Raw genomic sequence first — 21,483 nt, 5'->3', positions numbered from 1 at the left:
TCTAAGCCAAGTTAGGCTATCTAAACACCCTGTTTTCATACACTCCTCACTACCTTGCTTATCCTCAATCGCCAATTAATCTAACCTTATAACCAACGTCTAATTCAGCACATGACAAACCTCCACAAAGCAATGGAGAAGTAGCGATAGAATTAACACATAAAGAAAATCATAGGCATTCCATTTCTGGAGCCTAGCTAATTAAAGTAGTAGTAACCTAACACAATTTGCATCGCGTGATAGCATTCAACCATCAGTCTTTCAGATGTAACGAAAATTTTCTGTACAATCTCTAATTCTGCCGAATCAACGTCTATCGATTCTGGATAGCCTTTAAAACAATATTGCTACTATATAGTGTTATGAACAGCCACTTAAGTGCCTTCATTAAAGGTTCTTGAGAGCAATACTAAGACGCTGTAGGTTAACATCTCCTGTGCTATATACTTGGCACAGCCTCAAGAAATACAACATAGTCAGCTCCCCAACCTCAACTCTCTCATTAATTAGCTGCATAAATTCTCGCTATTAAATTGGTGACGGCGATTTCAACGCAACTAAAACAACGTTCAAAATACGCCTCCGAAGCAGTGTAAGGATCATGCAGATAGGCTATAGAAGGCTTACACCACAAGCCTAACAGCGCCACTTCACTGTTGGGTAACTGTGCCTTGGTGCGGGTGAGCTGCTCCGGTTCCATCACCAACAGCAGGTCGCCCGCTTGGGCGCTATAGTCGCGTAGATTCTGCGAGCAGTGCTGCTCCATCAATCCCTGATGCGCCCCGGCGAGTGCGGTGGCGCGCTCGTTGGCAGCATCGCCGCCACGACAGTCCAAACCAAAGGAGATAGCATCGAAGCCCTTGGCCCGCGCCACCTTCTCAGCAAAGGGGCTGCGGCAGATATTGCCACTGCAGATAAACACCAAGCGCTTGATCTGGGTAAGGTCTTGGGCCGGGCGATAGCGCCCCAGCCACAGCTGCAATTGGTGAATACTAAAGTTGAGTAGTCCCGATTTGGACCCGTAATGGTCCTGAATATGGGCTGTAATCATTAACGCCCCTCCTCGGCGGTAAGCTGTGGTACCTGACAATCCACACCTAATTCACGATACACCGACAAATACCCCGCCAGCATGGCCTCCATGGAAAAGCGCTGGGTAACCCAGGCCCGAGCCGCAGCGCTGCGCGTGTCACCCTTAGCGATAGCTTGCATGGCCTGTGTCAGCTTGGCCGCCAAATCATCGCTGTCCGCCGGACTGGCAAAGTGCGCCAGCTCGCGGCTGTCGCCGATGATCTCCTCGGGGCCGCCGCAGCGGGTCAGCACCATCGGCAAGCCACAGGCCAGCGCTTCGATGGTTGAGATGGAAAAGCCCTCGGAGTCGGAGCACAACACAAACAGGTCCAGCCCGGCCAGATAGGCTGGAGTATCAGAAACAAAGCCGAGAAAGTGCACCTGCTCAAGCCCCAACTCCTTGGCTTGCTGTTTCAGCGCGTCGATAAGCTTGGCCTTGGGATCGCCGGCAATTGCCAGCACTACCGGGCGCTCGCCGTGGCATTTGGCAAGGGCGTCGAGCAACACATCGTAGCGCTTGGGCTGGCGAATATTGCCCAGTGCGCCGATCAGCAGGCTATCGGCAGGGATCTGTAGTTGTTCACGTAGGGCATTCGATGGTTCGATGGCATAGGCCGCAACATCAATGCCGTTGTAGATCACCCGAGTGCGTATGGCATCGAGCAAGCCAAGCTGTTGGATGCGCTGGCTCAGGCTGTCGCTGACCGCCACATAGCGCTTGATTCCCCACTTCATCATGGTGCGCTTAAGCCAGCGGAAACGCTCGTCGGGCGCGACGTCGACCATGCCATGGTAGGTGGCCACCACAGGTGTGCCGGTTGCTAAGCCAGTAATGGCCGCATAAACATTGGAGCCGAGTAGGTGAGATTGGATCAGCGAGACCCGATGCTTGAGCACCAACCGTGCCAGCCGCCATACCAGCTTCACATTGAAGCTGCCCTTGGCGGGAATGATCACCGGCTCCAGGCCGCGCGCACGCAGGGTATCGGCCACGTAGCCTTCGCCCCGGATCACCACCAAGGAGTCGAGTTGGTGATGGCGGAGCTGGTCTGCCAGTGTAATAAAGACATCTTCGGCACCGCCCGGTCCGGTGGTGTCTATCAGGTGCATGATGGTGGTCATGGTTACTTAAGCGGTCATCCTTAACTTGCTAAGTAGCCCTAGCTTAGCCTAAGCAAAATTGAGAAACCACATCTACTGTGGCGCGCCGCGCTGCCTATTCATACTGTCACAAGGATCTGCTAGCCTCCCAGCGAATACTGCTTGTACCTGATAAATAAGGTATTTAAGCTAGGACGAGAATCTAATACCAATCTGGATAAGTTAATGTTCAGATATTGCGCAGGGAAAATCATTGAGGACAAGGAGGCGCTTGCCGTAACTAGTGGACTAATTACAAAAGCGTTGACGCTGTCATCAATGATTTTAACCAGCAAGAATGAACAGTTACTTATGTAGATTGGTATAAAAGAAGGTAGCATGGAAGCAATCCTCGTATTAGACGCCAACCAGCGCAGCGCGTTGGCCGTCACCCGCAGTTTGGGCGCCACAGGCGATTATCAGATCGACTGCGCCGACGACACCGCGCAAGCGCTCGCCGGGTGTTCGCGCCACTGTCGCGACTATCTGCAATCGCCCTCACCGGCCGAGCAGCCCTTGGCGTTTATTGGCTGGCTGGCCCAACAACTCTCCCAGCGACAATACCGCTGGGTGCTTCCGATGACAGAGATCAGCAGCCGCCTGCTGCTGGCCCATCAAGCCCAACTCCCCGACTTAGCCATGCCCTTCGCACCGCTTGAGGTGGTCACCCAGCTAAGCGACAAGGTGCAGCTCACCCAGCGCGCCCAACAGCTTGGGCTGGCCGTGCCCGAAACCCGCTACCTCAACGATGCCAGCGAGCTCGATAGCAGCAGCTGCGAGTTTCCTTGTGTGCTAAAGCCCTACCTGTCGCGTATCTACCAAGGCGATCACTGGCTGAGCACCGAGGTACATATCATTCACAATCCACAACAGCTGGAGCAGGCGCTGCAACTGCCCTACTTTCAGGGCCACCCGTTTATGCTGCAGGCCTTTGTTCCCGGCCATGGCGGCGGGATCTTCTGTTACTACCAACGCGGGCGGATGGCGGCCCACTTCGCCCATTGTCGACTACGTGAGAAACCGCCCGGTGGCGGAGTGAGTGTGCTTAGCGAAAGCCGCGCGGCCGACCCGCAGCTATTGGCCGCGGCGCAACAACTATTGGATGATGCCAACTGGCATGGCGTGGCCATGGTGGAGTTTCGCATCGGCGACGATGGCACCGCCTATTTGATGGAAGTGAACACCCGTTTTTGGGGCTCCTTGCAGCTGGCCATCGATGCTGGTGTGGACTTTCCTAAGTTGTTGCTGGCGGGCGAGAGTGCTGCTGCTTTACCGCCGCAGCCGGCCTATCGCCAGGGCCAGCAGTTGCGCTGGCTGCTTGGCGATCTGGACAGCCTATACATCTGCTTAAAGTCCTCCAATTACAGCGCGATGGCCAAGCTGCGTCGTATCGCAGCGTTCTTGTTGCCTAAGTTCTCGCAACGTAAACACGAGGTGAACCGCCTTGATGATCTCGGTCCTGCCAAGTTTGAGCTCTGGCAGTATCTTCTCCAGCTGATTGGGAAGCACTGATAATGATTAAGACGATATTGAAGTACTTCTACGTGCATGGTCTGGCGCTGTATTCACGCTGGCAACTCTCCCGCGCCGAATCCCAGCTGCTGATTTTGATGTATCACCGGGTACTGCCGAAAGATGACCCACGCGCCCGCCTCGAAGAGCCGGGCATGATGGTCACCCCACGCACCTTGGCGATGCATATCGACCAGCTGCGCCGCTCCGGCTATACCATCGTCAAACTGGGCGACTGGCTAAAGGCCTACCAAAGCGGCAACCCGCCCAAGGGCACCTGTGTGGCGCTCACCTTTGACGACGGCTGGCTGGATAACTATCAATACGCCTTCCCAATCCTACGCTCCAAGCAGGCACCATTTACCCTGTTTGCGGTCAGCGATATCTTGGGCAAGGCCGCGCCGTTCTGGCCCAATCAAATCCTTAAACTACTGCGCTCGAGCAACGCCCAAGCCCTGCTCTCTCAGCCGCTGTTTACCCAGCTCAATCTCAGCGAGGGCAACGCCTCGCCCATTGATAACGAGCTGCTGGCTGAGCTAATCAGCAAGCTCAAGCTATTTCCCGATGAGCATATCCATCAAACCCTAGCGCCTTTTCAGGAGCAACTCGATTCGGCCGAGCCGGACATCATCAATCAGCAGCAGATGCAAGAGATGCTGGACTCCGGCTTAATGGAGCTCGGCTGCCATACCGCCAGCCACTGCCGGATGCACTCTGATCTCAGCGAACAGCAACTGCACAAAGAGTTGATAGAGAGTAAGCGCAGTTTGGAGCAGCAATTCGCTATTCCCATTGAGCTGTTCTGCTACCCCAATGGCGATATCACGCCCGCAGCCAAAGCGCTGGCCTCGGAGCACTATCTGGCGGCGGTATCCACCGAGAATGGCAGCAACTGCAGCAGCGAACCACTGCCGCTGCATCATCTCAAGCGCATCGCCTTGCACGATGATATGAGCAAAAGTGCCGCCCTGTTCCATGCCAAACTTAGTACTCGGCTGTAACAGCAGGCACGGGAACATTGACAAAACCTTACAAGCAGCGCGCTTGAGGGCGAATTAGCACCCGACAGCACGCGACTTTCCCCGACGAAGGGGTTATATTTTTAATGTTTTTATAACATTCGCTTAGGAAGAGCACGCATGAAACGGATTACGCGCACCTTAGCTTTAGGCCTGATCGTTGGCGCATTCATCACCGGCTGCAGTGACAGCGTGGAAAGCCACCAGCAAAAAGCGGTCAGCTACCTGGCAGAGAACAACCCTGCTGCCGCCATCATTGAACTCAAGAACGCCGCCAAGAAAGAGCCTGAGAACCCCGCGGTTCGCTACCAGCTTGGACAGGTCTACCTTGGCCAAGGTGACTACGCCAATGCCGAAAAAGAGCTGGGCCGAGCCCTAACGTTAGCCCCAGATAATGACTCCTATTTACTAGCGCTAGCAATAAACTTCTTAGCTAGCAGACAGTACAATGAAGTCGAAGTTTTACTTCAGCAATATCCCGCAAAAAGCAGTGACCATCATGGCACATTACTTGGGCTACAAAGCTTGGCATTCTTACAAAACAACCAACTAGATGAAGCAAAGTTTATTTTACAGCATGCTATGCAATTCGCACCTGAAGACCATTATGTGCGCTTAGCTAGTGCTAGCCTCGACGTTATCGAGAAAAAACATGAACGGGCAGAGAGAACCTTTCAAGACCTAACCGCCAACAAACCGGAAGACCCAGAGCTTTGGCTTATACGAGCACACTATTTGTCTGCAAAAGGCCAGCTTCCAGAAGCGACAATAGCTTATAAAAAAGCTTCTCAACTTCGCCCTCTAGATGCTCAAAGGCTTCTTTATGTTGCTCAGTCGCTAGTGCGAGAGGAAAAGTTCTCCGAAGCTGAACCAACTATTAACCGTCTTTTGCAGGGAGCACCCAAACACCTTGGTACCAATATCCTAAAAGCACAAGTTAGTTACCACAGTAATGATTATCAAAGTGCTTACAGCCATGCTCGCACTGCACTTGACACTGGTATGAATCACTGGCCAACTCGTTTAATTGCAGGGGCTTCAGCATTCCGTTTAGGGCAGTATGAGAGAGCGCTACCTGAGCTGAAAAAATTAATCTCGGTAAAGCCGGAAAGCCAAACAGTACGACGCTTGCTAGTCGCAACTCAGCTCCGCCTTGGCCAGCTTGATAAGGCTGTAGCCTCTCTAGAGGATTTCAGCATTTCAGACAATAAGGACTCCCAGTTTATAGCTCTTATGGGCAACGAGCTAAACAAGCTCGGCCACAGCGAAGCTGGTACAGTATTGCTAGAAAAAAGCGCAGAACTGGGTGATGCTCGTTCTGAGTTGCGACTTAAGCTGTTGAAAATCCAAAATGGCGACACCGATGCTTTTGTAGAGTTAAGAGACCAAGCCCAAGAGCAGCCCAACAGGCTATCATTGCAGTTCGCTTACGCATATGCCCTTACTCAACGAGGGGACTTCAAGAAAGCACTAGAAGTTAGCGAGCAAACTTTAGACAGCAATCCCAACTACCAGCCCTTGGTGCTGCTGCAAGCCAACGCCTATCAAAAGCTCGGGCAGTTGGATAAGGCGCAGCAGAGCTATCAACAGCTGCTCGATGCCAACCCAGAGGACCTAGCGGCCAAACTGGGGCTGTACGCCCTGCAATCAGAACAAGGCGACACCGATCAGGCCTTTGCCGATGTGTACGCACTAAAGCAGCAAAACCCTGATAACTTGGTGGTAGCTCGCACCCTGCTGGGCCTTGCGGTAAAAGCCGAAAAACTGCCTGACTATATTGCGCTGGTTGAACAGCAAATGGCCGAGCAACCCGATAGCGCCTCTCTGCAAGAGCAGGCGGCGCTGGGCTATATCCAAAACCGCGACGACGACAAGGCGATTGCCCTGTTCGAGTCGATCCCCGCCAACCTGCGTACCAACAACCACTGGCTGCGCTTGGGCGATCTGCACCTGCGTAACCAACAACTGGAGCAGGCCCGCGAGGTGTATGCACAATGGCTGAAGACCACGCCACTGTCGCTGCAAGCCCACCTGCGCAACCTGCTGCTGATGAATATGGAGCAGCGCTTCGACGAGGGGTTAACGCTTATCACCGAGACCGAGCGTCAGTTTGCCAACAATCCGCGGATCCCGCTGATTAAGGCCCAACTGCTGCAAGGCAAGGGCGACTTTGACGGTGCAATTGAGGCGCTGGGTGCGCTTAGCGAGCAACAACAAGCTCACCCCACCGTATTGCAACGCAAGGGCTTAATCTACTTCGAGCAACGGGATTGGGCGAACGCAGAGCAGGCGTTTATCGATACCTTTAACCAGCGCCCCAACCTGCAATCGGCGCGCTACTACGTGGCATCCTTGCTCAATCAGCAGCGCCAGCAAGACGCTATCACCTTCTTGCAAAGCTCCCTTGATCAGTTTGGCGATGAAGCTGGCGCCCTGCGCTATCAGCTGGCCGAGCTGGAAATCAAAGAAAACCCAGATAGCGCCATTGCCAACTACAAGAAGCTGCTAGAGCAGCGTCCGGATGATGTTGTCGCCCTTAATAATCTGGCTTGGGCTTACCAGCAGGCTGGCGATGTAGCGCAAGCTCTCAGCTATGCCGAGAGCGCCTATCAGCAACAGAGTGAGCATCCTGCGATTATCGATACCTACGGCTACATGCTGCTGAAAAACGGTGACGCGACTCGTGCGGTAGAGCTACTGACGCAAGCGGCTGCACAGTCAGAGGATGTGGAGATTCATCTACATCTGGCGGAAGCGTTGATCGCGACCGAGCAAACCGAGCAGGCTTCGCAGCAGTTGGCGGGGCTAGAGCCTCAGCAAGAGGCTCACAAACAGCTCAAGCAAGAACTACTTGAACGACTCAGTCAGTAAAATTGGTGATTTCCCATGGCCATGTTCCGGCAGTTGTAGCCGCTGGTCATGGGGAAGCCAGATCTTCTTCTGCTTAGGCACGTACATGCGGCGCATGTAGTCATCTTGTGGCAGGCTTTCACGAGCAGCCATACAGCCTTTACCCACTTCATCATCGATGTTCTTCATCAAGGCCTGAAAGCCCACCGGCAAGCTGCGGGTTAGCATCTTGGCGCTAATGTAATAGGGCGCGCGGATCCCGTGGTAATCAATGGCTGGGCCAAGCTGTTCAAACTTGATACCCAAAAAGCTCATGCTGCGCGCTAAGCGGGGCTCCATCATCACAAAAGCGTGGTTGATACCGTTTCTAACGGCCAGAGCCGCACAAGACAGGTACAGACCAATCGCTAAGAATGGGAAACAGCGCAGCTCTTCTTCAGAGTAGGTTTGCTCGTTAATCGCACCGTGGGCGGCACCATCAAACTTATCCGCTTTACGACGGCGGAACTGTGGTCTGACAGCCAGGCGCGAAATCTCGCAGATCTCGCTGCGGTCGAACTGAGAAGGATGGTGACGAGCACCTTCGATGGCATTGGAGCAGAACTTCTCAATCGGTAGTGGTTCTTCATTGGCACTGGCATGTGGCGAAACGATGCGCACACAGCCTGCGTAGTTGTTCGATGGCAGATGCTGGATCAGGCAAAAACGCGAATATTCATCAAATTCATCCTGCTCCATTTTGTCTTCGCGCTCAGGCTCAAACTTGAGCTCCTCGCAATAGACGTCATGGCGGATCCGGAATGCTTCGCTGCGCATCTCAGGTTTAAACGCAACGACCGGTTGAAGATACTCGGAGAAGTGTTTGGCAATCAACTTCGCTTCACGCTTAACGATGAGCGAAATGCCGCCTCTAACTGCCGCACCAATCACCGGGGTGGCGGCCAACGTTTTAATGTATTTATTCTTGATCATGCAGGCCCCTTAGAATCCATCTCAATGATTATTCCAACTCCTTGGAACAGCAGGTTTGTTTTAAAGTTAGTAGAAAAAACAAAGCGCAGACTTGCTGCGCTTTAATTTACGTCCAACCAACTACGACTTCAGGCGGTTAGCGTATTAAGCTTGACGGCGACGAACGCCCGCCAAACCCAGCAAACTCAAGCCAAAGACAGCAAGTGTGGCAGGCTCTGTAACGTCGGTGGCAGTAATGCGGTAAGACGCTGCCAAATAGTTGTCCTGACCTTCTTCGGTCAAGAATCCCCAACACTCAGTATCTACAGCTATACCTGCGTTGGTACACTGTTCGGAGTTTGCGTCAAATCCGATTACATCTACTCCTTGAAGTAAAGTAGTAATGGTGTACTCATACTGGCCTAGCTCAGTAGTGGGATCGTTATCCAAGCGAAAATCCACACTAAATTCGAAAGTGTCAGCGTCAACATCTACGCTTACTTCTGCCTCAGTAGGAATAGTAATAACAAATAAGTCCTCACACGCAGGATTCCCATCGCCATAAGGGCAATTACTACTTATGCCGTTGAAAGTCTCCTCAAAATAGATACCAAATGCTAAAGTCGGCGCAGCAAAATCAAGCGGCCCATATGCAGCCGGTTCGGCAACGCTCAGTTCTAAACCATCTAGCACAACTGCTTTACCAAGAGTCTCAGACCCCTGTGGAATAGCAAAGTTACTGTGTACGACTCCAACGCCATCGACAGCAGGCCCCCCAGTGAACACAGTCCCCGAGATACCTCCAGGTGTAACAGAGTCCAAGCGGCCTTCATCACCAAATACTCCTGTAGAAGACCCCAATGTTAATGAACTTTGGTCGCCTCCATTCCCCCAACTCAAGCCTGTTGGAAGACCATCTAATGTAGGTCCAAAAGCAAGTGGACCGGAGTAATCGACGCCAAGAGCAGTTAAGCCAGATGGAGTAATTCCGGCAGGGTTTTCGTTCGTATTCTCGAACGACAAAAATCCGGCATCGTTACGATAATCCCACTCGGTTATCAATACCGCATGGCTTTGTGACGCAGCTAGCGAAGCGGCGACACCAAAGCTAATCAATCTAAATCTATTCATTGTTCCATCCCAAGAGTTGTCAAAGCCAAGCGCTGTATACAAAGCAAGCGCAGTGCCAATTTTTTTATATTTTATTTATCAGTGAGTTACAGGTTTTTAGATTCTCACATCTAGGCACTATGTAAAATTTGCTGACAACTTCGAAGCACGGATTTGAGCGATTACTTGAGCACCACTTTCTTGGCGATCTGAAAAACGATTTTCTGCAGTGGATTGCGATTGCCCATTGGTCGCCAAGTCTTCTTAAAACGGTTGCGGTAGGCATCAAAGTGCAGGCCGTAAGGTGCGCATACCAAGTCGCCGCGCCCCAGCAGGATCTTTAACACGTAGGTACCGGCGATCCCGGCACACATCTTCACCGCCATCGGCGTCGAGGGGCCTTTCTTGGCATGGAAGTCGGCACGGCTAGGGTCGACTAAATAAGGGCGTTGTAGCATGGCAGGAGAGAGGCCGATCAGGAACTTCAGGTACTGCTCGTTCTCGTCTTTGCAGCCTTCAAAGCAGAAGTACTCCTCGTAGTCCATGCCGTCGGGCATAAAGCACAGGAACGCACAGCCCATACCGAGCGGGGCGGCCGTTACCACTGGGATACGTTTTTCTTTGCATTTGCGGAACACCAGCTTGCGTGCGTCGAGGGCGAAGAAGTCGAGGCTATCAACGTAGACATCAACCCCCTCGAGAAAGGCATCGACATTGTGCTCGAAGATCCCTTCGCCGAATACCTTGATATCGGCCTCGGGGTTGATATCGCGGCATACCCGCTCCATCACCTCGACCTTCGGCTGGTTCACCGTCGACATAAACGCACCGGCCTGGCGGTTGAAGTTGTGCACCTCGTATTCGTCAAAGTCTGAGATATTGAATGCACCCACACCCAAGCGAGCCAGCGTAACGATGTGTTCACTCCCCACGCCTCCGGCGCCCGCCATCGCTACCCGTTTGCCACGCAGTACCTGCTGTTCGGCCTCAGTGACCCATCCGATATTGCGCGAAAAAGCATCTTCGTAATTGAACATAGAGCATCCCTTCTCATCCACGGCTGACCGTGACCAATGGTTAACTTCGTGTATAGTAAAAACCAAGACTAATGAAACTGCCAACAGGAAGGCACCATGTCCAGATGGTTTATTGGCCTATTATTAGTATTGATGTTGCTCCCTAATCCGGGCTTTGCGTCACTCCCTGACACCATTGACAATATCAGAGACGCGGTAGTTGGCATAGGCACTTACGATCGCCTCGCATCCCCCCGCGCTCAGATCGCCGGCACCGGTTTTGTGATAGCGCCAAACTTGGTTGCCACCAACGCCCACGTGGTTGATCGTGATGATCCGCTCAACGATCCCCTAAAAGAACACCAGTTGGTGGTGTTGGTGGGACATGCCCGCCAAGCCAAGGCGATCCCCGCCGAGTTAGTAGCTAACGATGTGCGTCATGACTTGGCGATCCTCCGGGTCAACGACATCCGCTTCGATAACATCATGCAGCTCTCTACCCGTAAGGTGCGCGAAGGCGAGCTGTATGCCTTTACCGGCTTCCCGATTGGCGCTGTGCTGGGCCTGCACCCGGTGACTCACCGCGGGATCATCTCTGCGATCTCGCCGATCGTGATCCCCGCCAGAACCGCCAAAGACCTTAATGCTGCGCAACTTGCCCAGATGCGTAACCCCTACCAAATCTATCAACTGGATGCGACCGCCTACCCTGGCAATAGCGGTAGTCCGCTCTACCACCCGGACACCGGTGAGGTGGTGGCGGTGATCAACAAGGTGCTGGTTAAAACCACCCGCGAAGCAGTGCTAAAAGATCCCAGCGCGATCACTTACGCCATTCCGGTGGAGCACCTGATCAAGCTGATGAAACAGGCCAACTAGACGGTGCTTGAAGCCAACTCTGCCGCGCCAAAACAGGTGGTGCTAGCGGGGGCCTCGGGGCTGATCGGCCAGAATCTGCTGGCCTTGGCAGCGCAGTACTCCGATAGCCTGACAGTCAACGCACTCTACCGCCACCCACCCGCGTCGTTGAGCGCTGACCGGCATACCTCAAGCCAAGAGACCTCAAACCTACAGATTAATGTCGTCGACTGGCAAACACCGCAGCGCTGGCAAGCGCAGATCATAGGTGACTGCCTGTGGCTATGTTTGGGTACCTCCAAACACGCAAAGGGCAGCTATCAGCAGGTCGACCTGGCGCTTACCGTCGAGATCGCTATATGTGCCCGCGCGGCTGGGGTTAAGCAGTGCATAGTGGTGTCATCCACCATGGCCAGCCTGCGATCTCCCAGCCGCTACTTGAGGGTTAAGGCGCAGATGGAAGGCGAGCTACAGCAGCTGCAATTTCCCTCCTTGGTGATACTGCGCCCCGGCCCACTACTGGGACGAGAGCAATACTGTGCTACCCGCTGGGATGAGCAGCTCAGCCGGCCATTCACCCGGCTGCTGGCCAAGCTCAGCGGCGGGCAGCGCTCGCCACTGATGGCCAACCCGGCGCGACAGGTTGCACAAGTGATGATTAACGAAACGTTGGCTCCCAGCCCAGGCACTCGCCACTACGCACCCTATCAAATCAATCAACTAGCGTTTTGATATGTTAAGAAGAACTGATGTGTTAACAAGAGCTGCGGGGATGCTGACACTGCCAGCAATGCTCAAAGGCGTCGGTGTTGATCTCGTCGCAGGAAGGGCAGCGCCACTCGCGTTCGCTCGACTGCTCGTAGTCGTTCAATAGCTCCTTGGCATAATCCTGCTGGAAGGCCTTCACCCAAAGCGACACCTCCAATGCGGATGTGGGCAGCTCACCTACGGCAGCCACCAGCCCATCGCCTTTCAGCAGCACAGCAATCCCGTGGGTTTCCAGTAGGCCTTTGAGTAGATTGGCTTCTAGCATATTGGCGGCGTTGTAAATCGAGCGGTAGTTCATTCAGTGGTTCCAACAAGCGATAGTCTCTTGAGCATAGCTGCTCGGTGCGATGTAACCGCCTCTTTCAGATATAAAAAAGCCCCGCGGTGCGAGGCTCTTCAAAAAATACCGGTTTAGCGCATCAGATCGCTTAGAACGGAATATCGTCGTCGAAATCCATTGGCGGCTCATTAAACTGTTGAGGCGCTGATTGTGGCTGCTGCTGCGCAGGAGCTGGCTGTTGGTTGAAGCCGCCTTGCTGCTGAGGCTGTTGGTTGAAACCGCCAGCCGCCGGAGCTGCTGCCGCAGCCGCTGCAGGTGCCGCTTGCTGGTTCCAGCCGCCTTGTTGCTGACCTTGGTTACCGCCTTGGTATTGGCCCTGGCCCCCCTGGTTTTGGAACTGACCACCGCCTTGACGGCCGCCCAGCATCTGCATGGTGCCGTTGTAGCCTTGAACCACTACTTCGGTGGTGTAGCGATCTTGACCGCTTTGGTCTTGCCACTTACGGGTTTGCAGTTGGCCTTCGATGTAAACCTGTGAGCCCTTTTTCAGGTATTCGCCAGCGACCTCGGCCAGCTTGCCGAACAGCACTACGCGGTGCCACTCAGTGCGTTCTTTCTGCTCGCCGCTTTGCTTGTCACGCCAGCTTTCAGAAGTAGCAATCGTGATGTTGGCTACAGCGCCACCATTGGGCATAAAACGCACCTCGGGGTCTTGCCCCAAATTGCCTACCAAAATTACCTTGTTTATGCCACGACTGGCCATCTCGGCTACTCCTCTCGATTCTTAATTTCGTGCAAATTGACCCGCTATCATACGCGTCTGAATCCCTCAGATCCACGTCTGAAACTGAATAAATTGCGCCCGTTCACTGTGCTTATTTTACAAGTGCCTGAGCCTGCTGAAGATCAAAGACTTGGCTGTTTACTTTTAGGTAGGCGGTGCGCTCTTGGGAGATAATAATCGCCTCCAACACACCGGGCAGTTTACGCAGATTGGCCAACACTTCCGCCTCGGGTTGAGCGTTGTCGAGACTGAGCGTGTAGGACTTCACCCCCGATGGCGACTTCATCCCCCAGGCCACGAGTCCCCAAATAACAAACAGGCCGATACACAGCAGCGGCACGCTGTCAGCGCCCCAGTATTGGCTTACCCAGCCACCCAAACCGCCACCGACGAAGGCACCGGCGAACTGAGTGGTAGAATAGATCCCCAAGGCCGAGCCCTTGTAGCCCGGTGGAGAGAGCATCGATAGCAAGGCGGGCATACTGGCTTCCATATAGTTAAAGCCAACAAAGAACAGCACCAACACCAAGGCCAGCCCCCACAGCGATGGCGAGAACAACAAGCCAAGCTGTGAGAGCAGCATCAAACCGATGGAGAACAAAAAGAAGCCACGTTGCTGACGCCGCTTGGCCGCCATGATCAACAGCGGGATCATCAACACAAAGGAGATGAGCACCGTGGGCAGGTAGACCTTCCAGTGGCTAGCGGCAGCCACATCGGCCTCTAACAGACGTAGCGGGAAGCTAATAAACAGCGCAGACACCGCCAGATGGAGGCAGAATACCCCCCAATCAAGGCGTAACAGTTGTGGCTCTTTAAGTAGCTCACGCATCTTGCCGCGCGAAGCGGTGACCTCGCTTTTCGGTGCATGGGTGGTGACATCGGGCACACCCCACTTCACCACGCCCATTCCCAGTATCGCGAGCAGCGCAGTTAGCCAAAAGATCCCAGACAGCCCCACATAGGCCGATAGCACTGGCCCCAGCACCAAGGACACCGCAAACGACAAGCCAATGCTGACGCCAATCACCGCCATCACCTTGGCGCGCTGCTCTTCACGGCTAAGGTCCGCCGCCAAGGCCATTACCGCACTGGCGATAGCGCCCAGCCCCTGCAATGCCCGGCCCAATGCAACCCCGTACAAAGAGTTAGACATGGCGGCAATCACCGATCCCAAGGCAAACAAGGCCAAGCCGGCAATGATCACTGGCTTGCGCCCGATCCGGTCAGACAACATGCCCATCGGCACCTGCATCATCGCCTGAGTAAAGCCGTAAGAGCCGATGGCAATACCGATCCACAGGGGTGAATAGCCCGCCAGATGATCGCCGTAGGTCGCCAAGACCGGCATCAACATAAACAGGCCTGCCATGCGCAGGGCAAACAGCAAGGCGAGAGATACTGAGCCGCGTCGCTCAGCAGCATTGAATGAAGAAGAGGAAGTCATTAACTGCGATTGTCTTTCCGTAAACTGGCAACGATGCTAGCACACTTTAGTTAGCATTTTTAACACATCTGCTATATCACACTCACACTTAGCCTTTGTCCGATAAGTTATGCGATACTGATGGTTTGCTTCGCTCTCAAATAGTCACACGCAGGACCCCATGGACAGCATTGATATTCGCGGTGCCCGCACCCACAACCTGAAAAACATCTCGCTTTCTCTGCCGCGCGATAAGCTTATCGTGATCACCGGCTTGTCTGGTTCAGGAAAGTCATCATTGGCCTTCGATACCCTCTACGCCGAAGGTCAACGCCGCTATGTTGAGTCGCTCTCAGCCTATGCCCGCCAGTTCTTATCGCTGATGGAAAAGCCCGATGTGGATCATATCGAAGGCTTGTCGCCGGCGATCTCGATTGAGCAGAAATCGACCTCACACAACCCTCGCTCAACCGTGGGCACCATTACCGAGATCTACGACTACCTGCGACTGTTGTTCGCCCGGGTCGGTGAGCCGCGCTGTCCCACCCATGATGAGCCGCTCGCCGCGCAAACCGTGTCGCAGATGGTCGACAAGGTGCTGGAGCAGCCAGAAGGCAGCAAGCTGATGCTGCTAGCACCAGTGGTGCGCGATCGTAAGGGTGAGCATGTTAAGACTCTGGAAACCTTATCGGCACAAGGCTTTATTCGCGCCCGCATCGATGGCGAGGTGTGTGACCTGAGCGATCCGCCAACCTTGGAGCTGCACAAAAAGCACAACATCGAAGTAGTGGTCGATCGCTTTAAGGTTCGCCCCAGCGATGACCTGCGCCAACGCTTAGCCGAATCGTTCGAAACGGCACTGGAGCTGGCCGAAGGGATCGCCATGATTGCCGATATGGACAGCGGCGAGACCGTCGAGCTCTTCTCGGCCAACTTCGCCTGTCCGATTTGTGGCTACAGCATGAGCGAGCTGGAGCCGCGGATCTTCTCCTTTAACAACCCCGCTGGTGCTTGTAGCGCGTGTGATGGTCTGGGGGTTGATCAGTTCTTTGATGAATCCAAGGTGATTCTCAACCCAGAACTTAGCCTGGCGGGCGGCGCTATCCGTGGCTGGGATAAGCGTAACTTCTATTACTTCCAGATGCTCAAGTCGCTGGGAGCGCATTATGGCTTTGCACCTGAAACGCCCTTCCAGGAACTCAGCGACAAACACCGTAAGGTGGTGCTGCAGGGCTCGGGCCGCACTAACATCGAATTCACCTATATGAATGATCGCGGCGATGTGACCGTGCGCAAGCATCCCTTCGAAGGCGTGATTCCTAATATGCGTCGCCGCTATAAAGAGACCGAATCGAATGCGGTACGCGAAGAGCTGTCTAAGTACATCAGTAATCAGGAATGTCCTAGCTGTGGCGGTAGCCGCCTGCGCGAAGAGGCCCGCCATGTATTTATCGGCAAGACCAACCTGCCAACGGTCACTCATATGTCGATTGGTGAAGCATTGGAGTTCTTCGCGAAGCTGACCTTGACCGGCCAGCGCGCCAAGATTGCCGACAAGATCTTAAAAGAGATTAACGACCGACTGATGTTCCTGGTCAACGTTGGCCTGGATTACCTTTCGTTGGAGCGCAGCGCCGATACCCTATCGGGCGGTGAAGCGCAGCGTATTCGCTTGGCCAGTCAGATTGGCGCCGGCCTGGTGGGCGTAATGTATGTGCTGGATGAGCCGTCGATTGGTTTGCATCAGCGCGACAACGAGCGCTTGCTGGGCACCCTTAACCACCTGCGCGACTTGGGCAATACCGTGATTGTGGTCGAACACGACGAGGACGCTATCCGCGCCGCCGACTATATTGTGGACATCGGCCCGGGTGCTGGCGTGCATGGCGGTCAGGTGATCGCCCAAGGCAGCCTGCCTGAAATCATTAACAGTGAAGACTCACTTACCGCCAAGTACCTATCTGGCGAGCGTGCTATCGAGGTGCCTAAGGTTCGTAATCCAGCAGACAAAGGTTGGGTTGAGCTCAAGGGGGCTACCGGCAACAACCTGAAAGGTGTCGACCTATCGGTACCTTTGGGCCTGCTCACCTGCGTGACTGGCGTATCAGGAAGCGGCAAATCGACGCTTATTAACGATACCTTCTATCGCATCGCCCACAAGGAACTTAACGGTGCGGCAGGCGAAGACATTGCGCCTTACAAGAGTATCGAAGGGCTCGATCAGCTGGACAAAGTGGTCGACATCGACCAAAGCCCAATTGGCCGTACGCCACGCTCGAACCCAGCCACCTATACCGGCATCTTTACCCCGATCCGCGAGCTATTTGCTGGCACACAAGAGAGCCGAGCGCGCGGTTACAAACCCGGCCGCTTTAGCTTCAACGTGAAAGGTGGTCGCTGTGAGGCCTGCCAAGGTGATGGGGTTATCAAGGTGGAGATGCACTTCCTGCCGGATATCTACGTGCCCTGTGATTCCTGTAAGGGCAAGCGCTATAACCGGGAAACCTTGGAGATTAAGTACAAGGGTAAGAACATCCATCAGGTGTTGGAGATGACCGTGGAAGAGGCTCGCCCCTTCTTCGATGCGGTGCCGGCTATCGCCCGCAAGCTACAAACCCTGATCGACGTGGGCCTAACCTACATCAAGCTGGGACAGTCAGCCACCACCCTGTCCGGCGGTGAAGCCCAGCGGGTTAAACTGGCCCGTGAGCTAAGTAAACGTGATACCGGTAAAACGCTGTATATTCTCGATGAACCTACCACCGGTTTGCACTTCCACGATATTCAGCTGCTACTTAATGTGATCCATCGCCTACGCGATCACGGCAACACCATTGTGGTTATCGAGCACAACTTGGATGTGATTAAGACCGCAGACTGGATTGTCGACCTTGGGCCGGAAGGTGGTAAGGGAGGCGGTGAAATCTTGGTGGCGGGTACGCCGGAAGAAATTGTCAACGAGCCGCGCTCTCACACGGCTCGTTTCTTGGCCCCTATGATTAAGCCTTAGGATTAGCAAGTAGGGCTTAATACATAGGGTTTATTTGGCTGCTGCAACTAGGAGAGCTCTTCTAACAGATCGTCTTCTAGTTGCAGTTCGCTATTGGTCGCCAGCTTAGGCGCATCGGCCAGGGTAGAGGCTTGGCTCGGTTGCTCCGCCTTACCTTCTGTCACGGTGGCCACGTTATCGGTCACGGCATTCGCCACTTCCACCTGCTTTTGCGTAGGCTGTACTACCGCGGTAGTCGCTGCCTCAGTGGTACTATCTTTGGGCACAACTCCGATTCCAGTGGCAGTGGCGCTGTCTTTACCCGCCAAGCCATCCATCATGGCTTGACCAATGCCTTCGCCCAGCTCTTCAAACTGTGCCTGCATCTGGGATTTCAGTGCGTTCTCACTAAGTACCTGAGCGCCAGTGGCGCCGGCAATCGCCGCCTGTAACAAGGCTGGGTCGATATCGGTATCGCTGCTGCTGTTACTATCCGCAGCCTGTGCCGCTTGCAACTCTTCAGCGGCAGGCTCGGCTTCTTCCTTGCCTTTGAATAGCCCTTTTACCATGCTAACAAACTTGCCATCTTCGCTCTTCTGAGCCTCGCTAGCCGAGTTTGCAGCCGGTGCATATGCCTGGTTCTGTGTCCCCTGGGCTGCACCGATTGAAGTCGTATCACTCACTGTCTTCTCCTCGATTATTGCTCTACATACATGCCGCTGTGGGGGTAGATATCGTTCACAGCAACCAAAACGTCTCGAATCTGCAAGTTGGCCATATCGGCAAAATCATGGGTGGTCAGAACCGCTCGATCTGCCTGTACGGCGACTACTTCGAGAACTATCTCATCGTCGTTAAACACCGGACCGCCAACTTGGCCGGTTTGATACATCAGGTGCTGCCGACGCACTAAGCGGAACTTATCGCCCTTGCGCACCCCGTTGGAGTACCCCAGATTGATTACCGCTTGGTTATCAAACACGCTGACCACAGTGGCCAGGCTCTGTTTACAGTGCAGCTCGCTTTCCAGATCGCGCACCATATTGCCAATGACCATCTCGATGCCCTGACCATAGTGGGTCCGCCAGAAGGTTTCGCCGCTCACATCTAGCTTGAGGGTAACGTCGTAGGGCCACTCTTGTTGGAAGCTATAGTCGCGACGCAGCACAATCTCACCGCGGATCCCATCGACCACCATTAGACGAATATGAAAGTTACGTAACCTCTCGCTAGAAGAAAGCCCAAGAAAGTTGGTACTTACTTCGTTGTGGTGAGACAAGTCCAAAATCCGACCAACGGTAACAAACTGCACATCGTAATCCTGAGAGATGGTGCGGGCGATCTCCAACACCTGACTCTCTAGATCCCGGGTATGGCGACCTCCCAACGCAATTGCGCGAGTCATCAGATGGCGCGTATCAAATCGCTGACTGTGGGAGGACAGTTGTCGGTGCAGTCGGTGCGCAATCTCCTCACCCAATCGGTAAATACCGCCTAGCTGGGCATGCTCCAGCTTCTTGATATCGAAGGGGCCAACAAACAAGGTTTTCTTGTAGTCATCGATGGAACACATGTTGACCGGGAAGATATCGGCACTAATGGTCACGGTAATGATGTTGTCTTCGATCTTCTCATGCAGCAGCCGGAAGTCGTGGATCTCACCATTAGTCCGCACCGTTAACGAGTCGGTTTCCAATATCCCTGAGCGCACTTCTTGCAGCGAGCGCACGCTGGCGCCACCGCGGTACATCACATTCAGTAAGGCTTCTTGAATGGCCTTGCGGCGGGCCACTTCAACCTCGCCATTCATGATCATGGCCTGCCCCTCTCCTTCATACCAAACCGCGTGGAGTGGCAGAGATAACAACAGACAGCAGGCAACTAAGATTTTTTTCAACATAAGCTACTACTAGTTGAGCCTTAGAATGGCCACATACTTCCGTTGAGGAACGACGACATCCAACCTTGGGTTTGGGTATCCGCTTGGTCTCCGGTGCCACTAAACTCAATGCGCGCGTCGGCAACTTGATAGGAGTTCACCGTGTTCTGTTCGCTCACATCACGCGGCCTAACGATACCGGTAAAACGCAGGTACTCTTTACCGTTGTTAATAACCAGCCATTTTTCGCCACGTACGACTAAATTGCCGTTACTCAGAATATCCACCACCGACACGGTCACCCGCGCATTCAAGCGGTGGCTTTGATCAGAACCTGCGCTGCCATCGAAGTCCTGCTCCTGATTCATATCCAGCTCAATAACCTTGCCATTAATCGACAGGTTACCACCCGGCACACCGATAGGGTCCAAGGTATAAGAGCTGTTGCGCCCCATCTGAGTGGTCGCGGACTTGGTCGCTGACGCCTCTTCCTGCAGTAATACCGTGATGGTATCGCCCAAGGAGAATGGAGGGGTATAGCTATATAAACTGCGCGATGAGCCGGTGTTGAACACTGAGCCAGTGACGATGATATCGGCGGGTGTCGGACGCGGCTCGACCGGTGCATAGAATGGATCATCGGGGATCGGCGAGCGCTGATCGGTAGAGACGGTCACCTGCCGTTCCCGGTTATCTTCGCGTTTTTGCGCCCCTTCACTAACTTGGCTGGCACCATCGGCAATGGTACTACAGCCACTTATCAGCAAGACGCTGCTAAGTGCCAACATCAACATGTGCTTCATTGCGCGTTTCCTCTGAGAATGAACGTTATATTTCTGGCTTTTTTATTCGCATTCGATAGCCCAGTGTTGAGGGGTAAGGACAAATATCCGTCACTTTGGCTCGATGCATAACTTGCCCATTCGGAAAGCAATATAGATGCCACAACCCCGCTTTGGCATGATTAAATATTATTCACTAGCTTTTTTTCAGTTGAAATGACTTTCTGTTGATCATGACTGGAGAAATATGATGTTTTACTAACCAATCGAATTAATAATCTTTAAAAGCGGAAATAAGCTGCCGCTAGCGGCAATTTTTGCCCCGTCAAAAAGAGCTACTGTTTTGAAGTGTTTAGTTGATGGTTTTTGACGAAGCAGCATGAAAATCGAAGTAGTCAAAGCCTAACGATCTTGTTCATTTAGTGGCTACTCGCTGTAAGGAGAATCGGTTGGAGACCTAATTCTATTGAGATACAGCGAAGCCTTTCACATGGGGGAGGAGCAGGGGTTTCGAGAAGCAGCGCTTCGAGCCTGCGCGCTGGACGGCCCACCCTGTGGGCTGATGTGTTGTGTATGCAGTAGGTCTGCTGCACTTGGTGAGTAGGAGCCAATACCAGAGGTATTGTCTCCGCCTGGCGTTCGGCGCGCTGCGCCTCACCTACTTACACATGGGGTTTGTTGCGCCACGGGCGCGCTTTCTACCTGCTCCCCATGCCAAAGCTAGTCATTTTAGTGTGCGCTGAATGCAAAAAGGCCCCGCTCAATGAGCAGGGCCTTCTTATTGGGTGCCTGGCAGTGACCTACTTTCACATGGGGAAGCCCCACACTATCATCGGCGCAGTTGCGTTTCACTTCTGAGTTCGGCATGGAGTCAGGTGGTTCCACAACGCTATTGCCACCAGGCAAAAAACGGTGTCTTTAGCAATTCGGATAAGGATAAAGATTTAAATCAGAGTTCAAACAAGCATTTCTTGTCTAGGTGAACAACAACACCCCTTAGGTGTTGTATGGTTAAGCCTCACGGGTAATTAGTACAGGTTAGCTCAAC

The 21,483-nt window shown here is 53.6% G+C and carries 17 protein-coding genes and 1 rRNA gene; 6 read left to right on the top strand and 12 right to left on the bottom strand.

Annotated elements, in window-relative coordinates; genetic code table 11:
- Positions 1-502: 502 nt before the first annotated feature.
- Together G461_RS0111625 and G461_RS24050 are read right to left on the bottom strand one after the other, a co-directional pair.
- A complete protein-coding gene (locus tag G461_RS0111625) occupies positions 503-1,051 on the bottom strand; it encodes an arsenate-mycothiol transferase ArsC (protein ID WP_026971956.1) in 549 nt (182 codons plus the stop codon).
- A complete protein-coding gene (locus G461_RS24050) occupies positions 1,051-2,193 on the bottom strand; it encodes a glycosyltransferase (protein ID WP_051333526.1) in 1,143 nt (380 codons plus the stop codon). The genes G461_RS0111625 and G461_RS24050 overlap by 1 nt, the downstream gene beginning before the upstream one ends.
- Positions 2,194-2,550: 357 nt before the next feature.
- Here G461_RS24050 and G461_RS0111610 point away from each other — a divergent pair, with 357 nt between their 5' ends.
- The 3 genes from G461_RS0111610 (at position 2,551) to prsT (ending at position 7,613) form a co-directional block, all read left to right on the top strand.
- Positions 2,551-3,723, top strand: coding sequence for a carboxylate--amine ligase (locus G461_RS0111610; RefSeq protein WP_026971954.1), 1,173 nt, complete (start codon positions 2,551-2,553; stop codon positions 3,721-3,723).
- A gap of 2 nt (positions 3,724-3,725) precedes the next feature.
- Positions 3,726-4,724 carry a polysaccharide deacetylase family protein gene (locus G461_RS0111605; protein WP_051333525.1) on the top strand — a complete coding sequence of 333 codons (999 nt, stop codon included), beginning with the start codon at positions 3,726-3,728 and terminating at the stop codon, positions 4,722-4,724.
- Between the two features lie 138 nt (positions 4,725-4,862).
- Positions 4,863-7,613 carry an XrtA/PEP-CTERM system TPR-repeat protein PrsT gene (prsT, locus tag G461_RS0111600; RefSeq protein WP_026971952.1) on the top strand — a complete coding sequence of 917 codons (2,751 nt, stop codon included), beginning with the start codon at positions 4,863-4,865 and terminating at the stop codon, positions 7,611-7,613.
- Here the strand turns inward: prsT and G461_RS24045 are convergent.
- The 3 genes from G461_RS24045 to G461_RS0111585 all read right to left on the bottom strand — a co-directional run bounded on the left by G461_RS24045 (position 7,590) and on the right by G461_RS0111585 (position 10,690).
- Entirely contained in the window at positions 7,590-8,564 is a 975-nt protein-coding gene (locus G461_RS24045) for a PEP-CTERM/exosortase system-associated acyltransferase (protein ID WP_084429163.1), read from the bottom strand. The genes prsT and G461_RS24045 overlap by 24 nt on opposite strands.
- Before the next feature lie 144 nt (positions 8,565-8,708).
- Entirely contained in the window at positions 8,709-9,674 is a 966-nt protein-coding gene (locus G461_RS0111590; RefSeq protein WP_026971951.1) for a THxN family PEP-CTERM protein, read from the bottom strand.
- A gap of 161 nt (positions 9,675-9,835) precedes the next feature.
- Complete coding sequence (locus tag G461_RS0111585) at positions 9,836-10,690, bottom strand: ThiF family adenylyltransferase (protein WP_026957820.1); 855 nt, start codon at positions 10,688-10,690, stop codon at positions 9,836-9,838.
- 96 nt (positions 10,691-10,786) lie between these two features.
- On the opposite strand from G461_RS0111585, the gene G461_RS0111580 reads away from it, so the two are divergent.
- Entirely contained in the window at positions 10,787-11,548 is a 762-nt protein-coding gene (locus G461_RS0111580; protein ID WP_026971950.1) for a S1 family peptidase, read from the top strand.
- Positions 11,549-11,551: 3 nt separating this feature from the next.
- The gene (locus tag G461_RS25530; RefSeq protein ID WP_051333524.1) at positions 11,552-12,259 is read left to right on the top strand and encodes an NAD(P)H-binding protein; all 708 of its coding nucleotides are present in this window, start codon (positions 11,552-11,554) and stop codon (positions 12,257-12,259) included.
- A 22-nt stretch (positions 12,260-12,281) separates the two neighbouring features.
- On the opposite strand, the gene G461_RS0111570 is transcribed toward G461_RS25530, so the two are convergent.
- The 3 genes from G461_RS0111570 to G461_RS0111560 all read right to left on the bottom strand — a co-directional run bounded on the left by G461_RS0111570 (position 12,282) and on the right by G461_RS0111560 (position 14,806).
- Positions 12,282-12,593 (bottom strand): putative signal transducing protein, encoded by a 312-nt coding sequence (locus G461_RS0111570; protein WP_026971949.1) that lies wholly within the window; start codon positions 12,591-12,593, stop codon positions 12,282-12,284.
- Positions 12,594-12,723: 130 nt separating this feature from the next.
- Positions 12,724-13,338: a single-stranded DNA-binding protein gene (locus G461_RS0111565; RefSeq protein WP_026971948.1), complete on the bottom strand. Its 615-nt coding sequence runs from the start codon at positions 13,336-13,338 to the stop codon at positions 12,724-12,726.
- Positions 13,339-13,450: 112 nt separating this feature from the next.
- Complete coding sequence (locus G461_RS0111560) at positions 13,451-14,806, bottom strand: MFS transporter (protein WP_026971947.1); 1,356 nt, start codon at positions 14,804-14,806, stop codon at positions 13,451-13,453.
- Between the two features lie 160 nt (positions 14,807-14,966).
- Here G461_RS0111560 and uvrA point away from each other — a divergent pair, with 160 nt between their 5' ends.
- A complete protein-coding gene (uvrA, locus tag G461_RS0111555) occupies positions 14,967-17,795 on the top strand; it encodes an excinuclease ABC subunit UvrA (RefSeq protein WP_026971946.1) in 2,829 nt (942 codons plus the stop codon).
- Between the two features lie 47 nt (positions 17,796-17,842).
- On the opposite strand, the gene G461_RS0111550 is transcribed toward uvrA, so the two are convergent.
- The 4 genes from G461_RS0111550 to rrf all read right to left on the bottom strand — a co-directional run bounded on the left by G461_RS0111550 (position 17,843) and on the right by rrf (position 21,338).
- Complete coding sequence (locus G461_RS0111550) at positions 17,843-18,457, bottom strand: hypothetical protein (protein WP_026971945.1); 615 nt, start codon at positions 18,455-18,457, stop codon at positions 17,843-17,845.
- Between the two features lie 14 nt (positions 18,458-18,471).
- Positions 18,472-19,674 carry a flagellar assembly protein T N-terminal domain-containing protein gene (locus G461_RS24035; protein WP_245587172.1) on the bottom strand — a complete coding sequence of 401 codons (1,203 nt, stop codon included), beginning with the start codon at positions 19,672-19,674 and terminating at the stop codon, positions 18,472-18,474.
- Between the two features lie 20 nt (positions 19,675-19,694).
- Positions 19,695-20,456: a flagellar basal body L-ring protein FlgH gene (locus tag G461_RS0111540; RefSeq protein ID WP_026957829.1), complete on the bottom strand. Its 762-nt coding sequence runs from the start codon at positions 20,454-20,456 to the stop codon at positions 19,695-19,697.
- Between the two features lie 766 nt (positions 20,457-21,222).
- Positions 21,223-21,338 (bottom strand): 5S ribosomal RNA (rrf, locus tag G461_RS0111535).
- Between the last annotated feature and the right edge of the window lie 145 nt (positions 21,339-21,483).

It is taken from the genome of Aliagarivorans marinus DSM 23064, assembly GCF_000429485.1.
GTDB lineage: Bacteria > Pseudomonadota > Gammaproteobacteria > Enterobacterales > Celerinatantimonadaceae > Aliagarivorans > Aliagarivorans marinus.
This window is presented reverse-complemented; position numbering and strand designations above follow the sequence as displayed.

Bases quoted from the DNA above. Each gene is read 5' to 3' on its own strand.
- G461_RS0111625 (WP_026971956.1), bottom strand. From the start codon at position 1,051: ATGATTACAGCCCATATTCAGGACCATTACGGGTCCAAATCGGGACTA.
- G461_RS24050 (WP_051333526.1), bottom strand. From the start codon at position 2,193: ATGACCACCATCATGCACCTGATAGACACCACCGGACCGGGCGGTGCC.
- G461_RS0111610 (WP_026971954.1), top strand. From the start codon at position 2,551: ATGGAAGCAATCCTCGTATTAGACGCCAACCAGCGCAGCGCGTTGGCC.
- G461_RS0111605 (WP_051333525.1), top strand. From the start codon at position 3,726: ATGATTAAGACGATATTGAAGTACTTCTACGTGCATGGTCTGGCGCTG.
- prsT (WP_026971952.1), top strand. From the start codon at position 4,863: ATGAAACGGATTACGCGCACCTTAGCTTTAGGCCTGATCGTTGGCGCA.
- G461_RS24045 (WP_084429163.1), bottom strand. From the start codon at position 8,564: ATGATCAAGAATAAATACATTAAAACGTTGGCCGCCACCCCGGTGATT.
- G461_RS0111590 (WP_026971951.1), bottom strand. From the start codon at position 9,674: ATGAATAGATTTAGATTGATTAGCTTTGGTGTCGCCGCTTCGCTAGCT.
- G461_RS0111585 (WP_026957820.1), bottom strand. From the start codon at position 10,690: ATGTTCAATTACGAAGATGCTTTTTCGCGCAATATCGGATGGGTCACT.
- G461_RS0111580 (WP_026971950.1), top strand. From the start codon at position 10,787: ATGTCCAGATGGTTTATTGGCCTATTATTAGTATTGATGTTGCTCCCT.
- G461_RS0111570 (WP_026971949.1), bottom strand. From the start codon at position 12,593: ATGAACTACCGCTCGATTTACAACGCCGCCAATATGCTAGAAGCCAAT.
- G461_RS0111565 (WP_026971948.1), bottom strand. From the start codon at position 13,338: ATGGCCAGTCGTGGCATAAACAAGGTAATTTTGGTAGGCAATTTGGGG.
- G461_RS0111560 (WP_026971947.1), bottom strand. From the start codon at position 14,806: ATGACTTCCTCTTCTTCATTCAATGCTGCTGAGCGACGCGGCTCAGTA.
- uvrA (WP_026971946.1), top strand. From the start codon at position 14,967: ATGGACAGCATTGATATTCGCGGTGCCCGCACCCACAACCTGAAAAAC.
- G461_RS24035 (WP_245587172.1), bottom strand. From the start codon at position 19,674: ATGTTGAAAAAAATCTTAGTTGCCTGCTGTCTGTTGTTATCTCTGCCA.
- G461_RS0111540 (WP_026957829.1), bottom strand. From the start codon at position 20,456: ATGAAGCACATGTTGATGTTGGCACTTAGCAGCGTCTTGCTGATAAGT.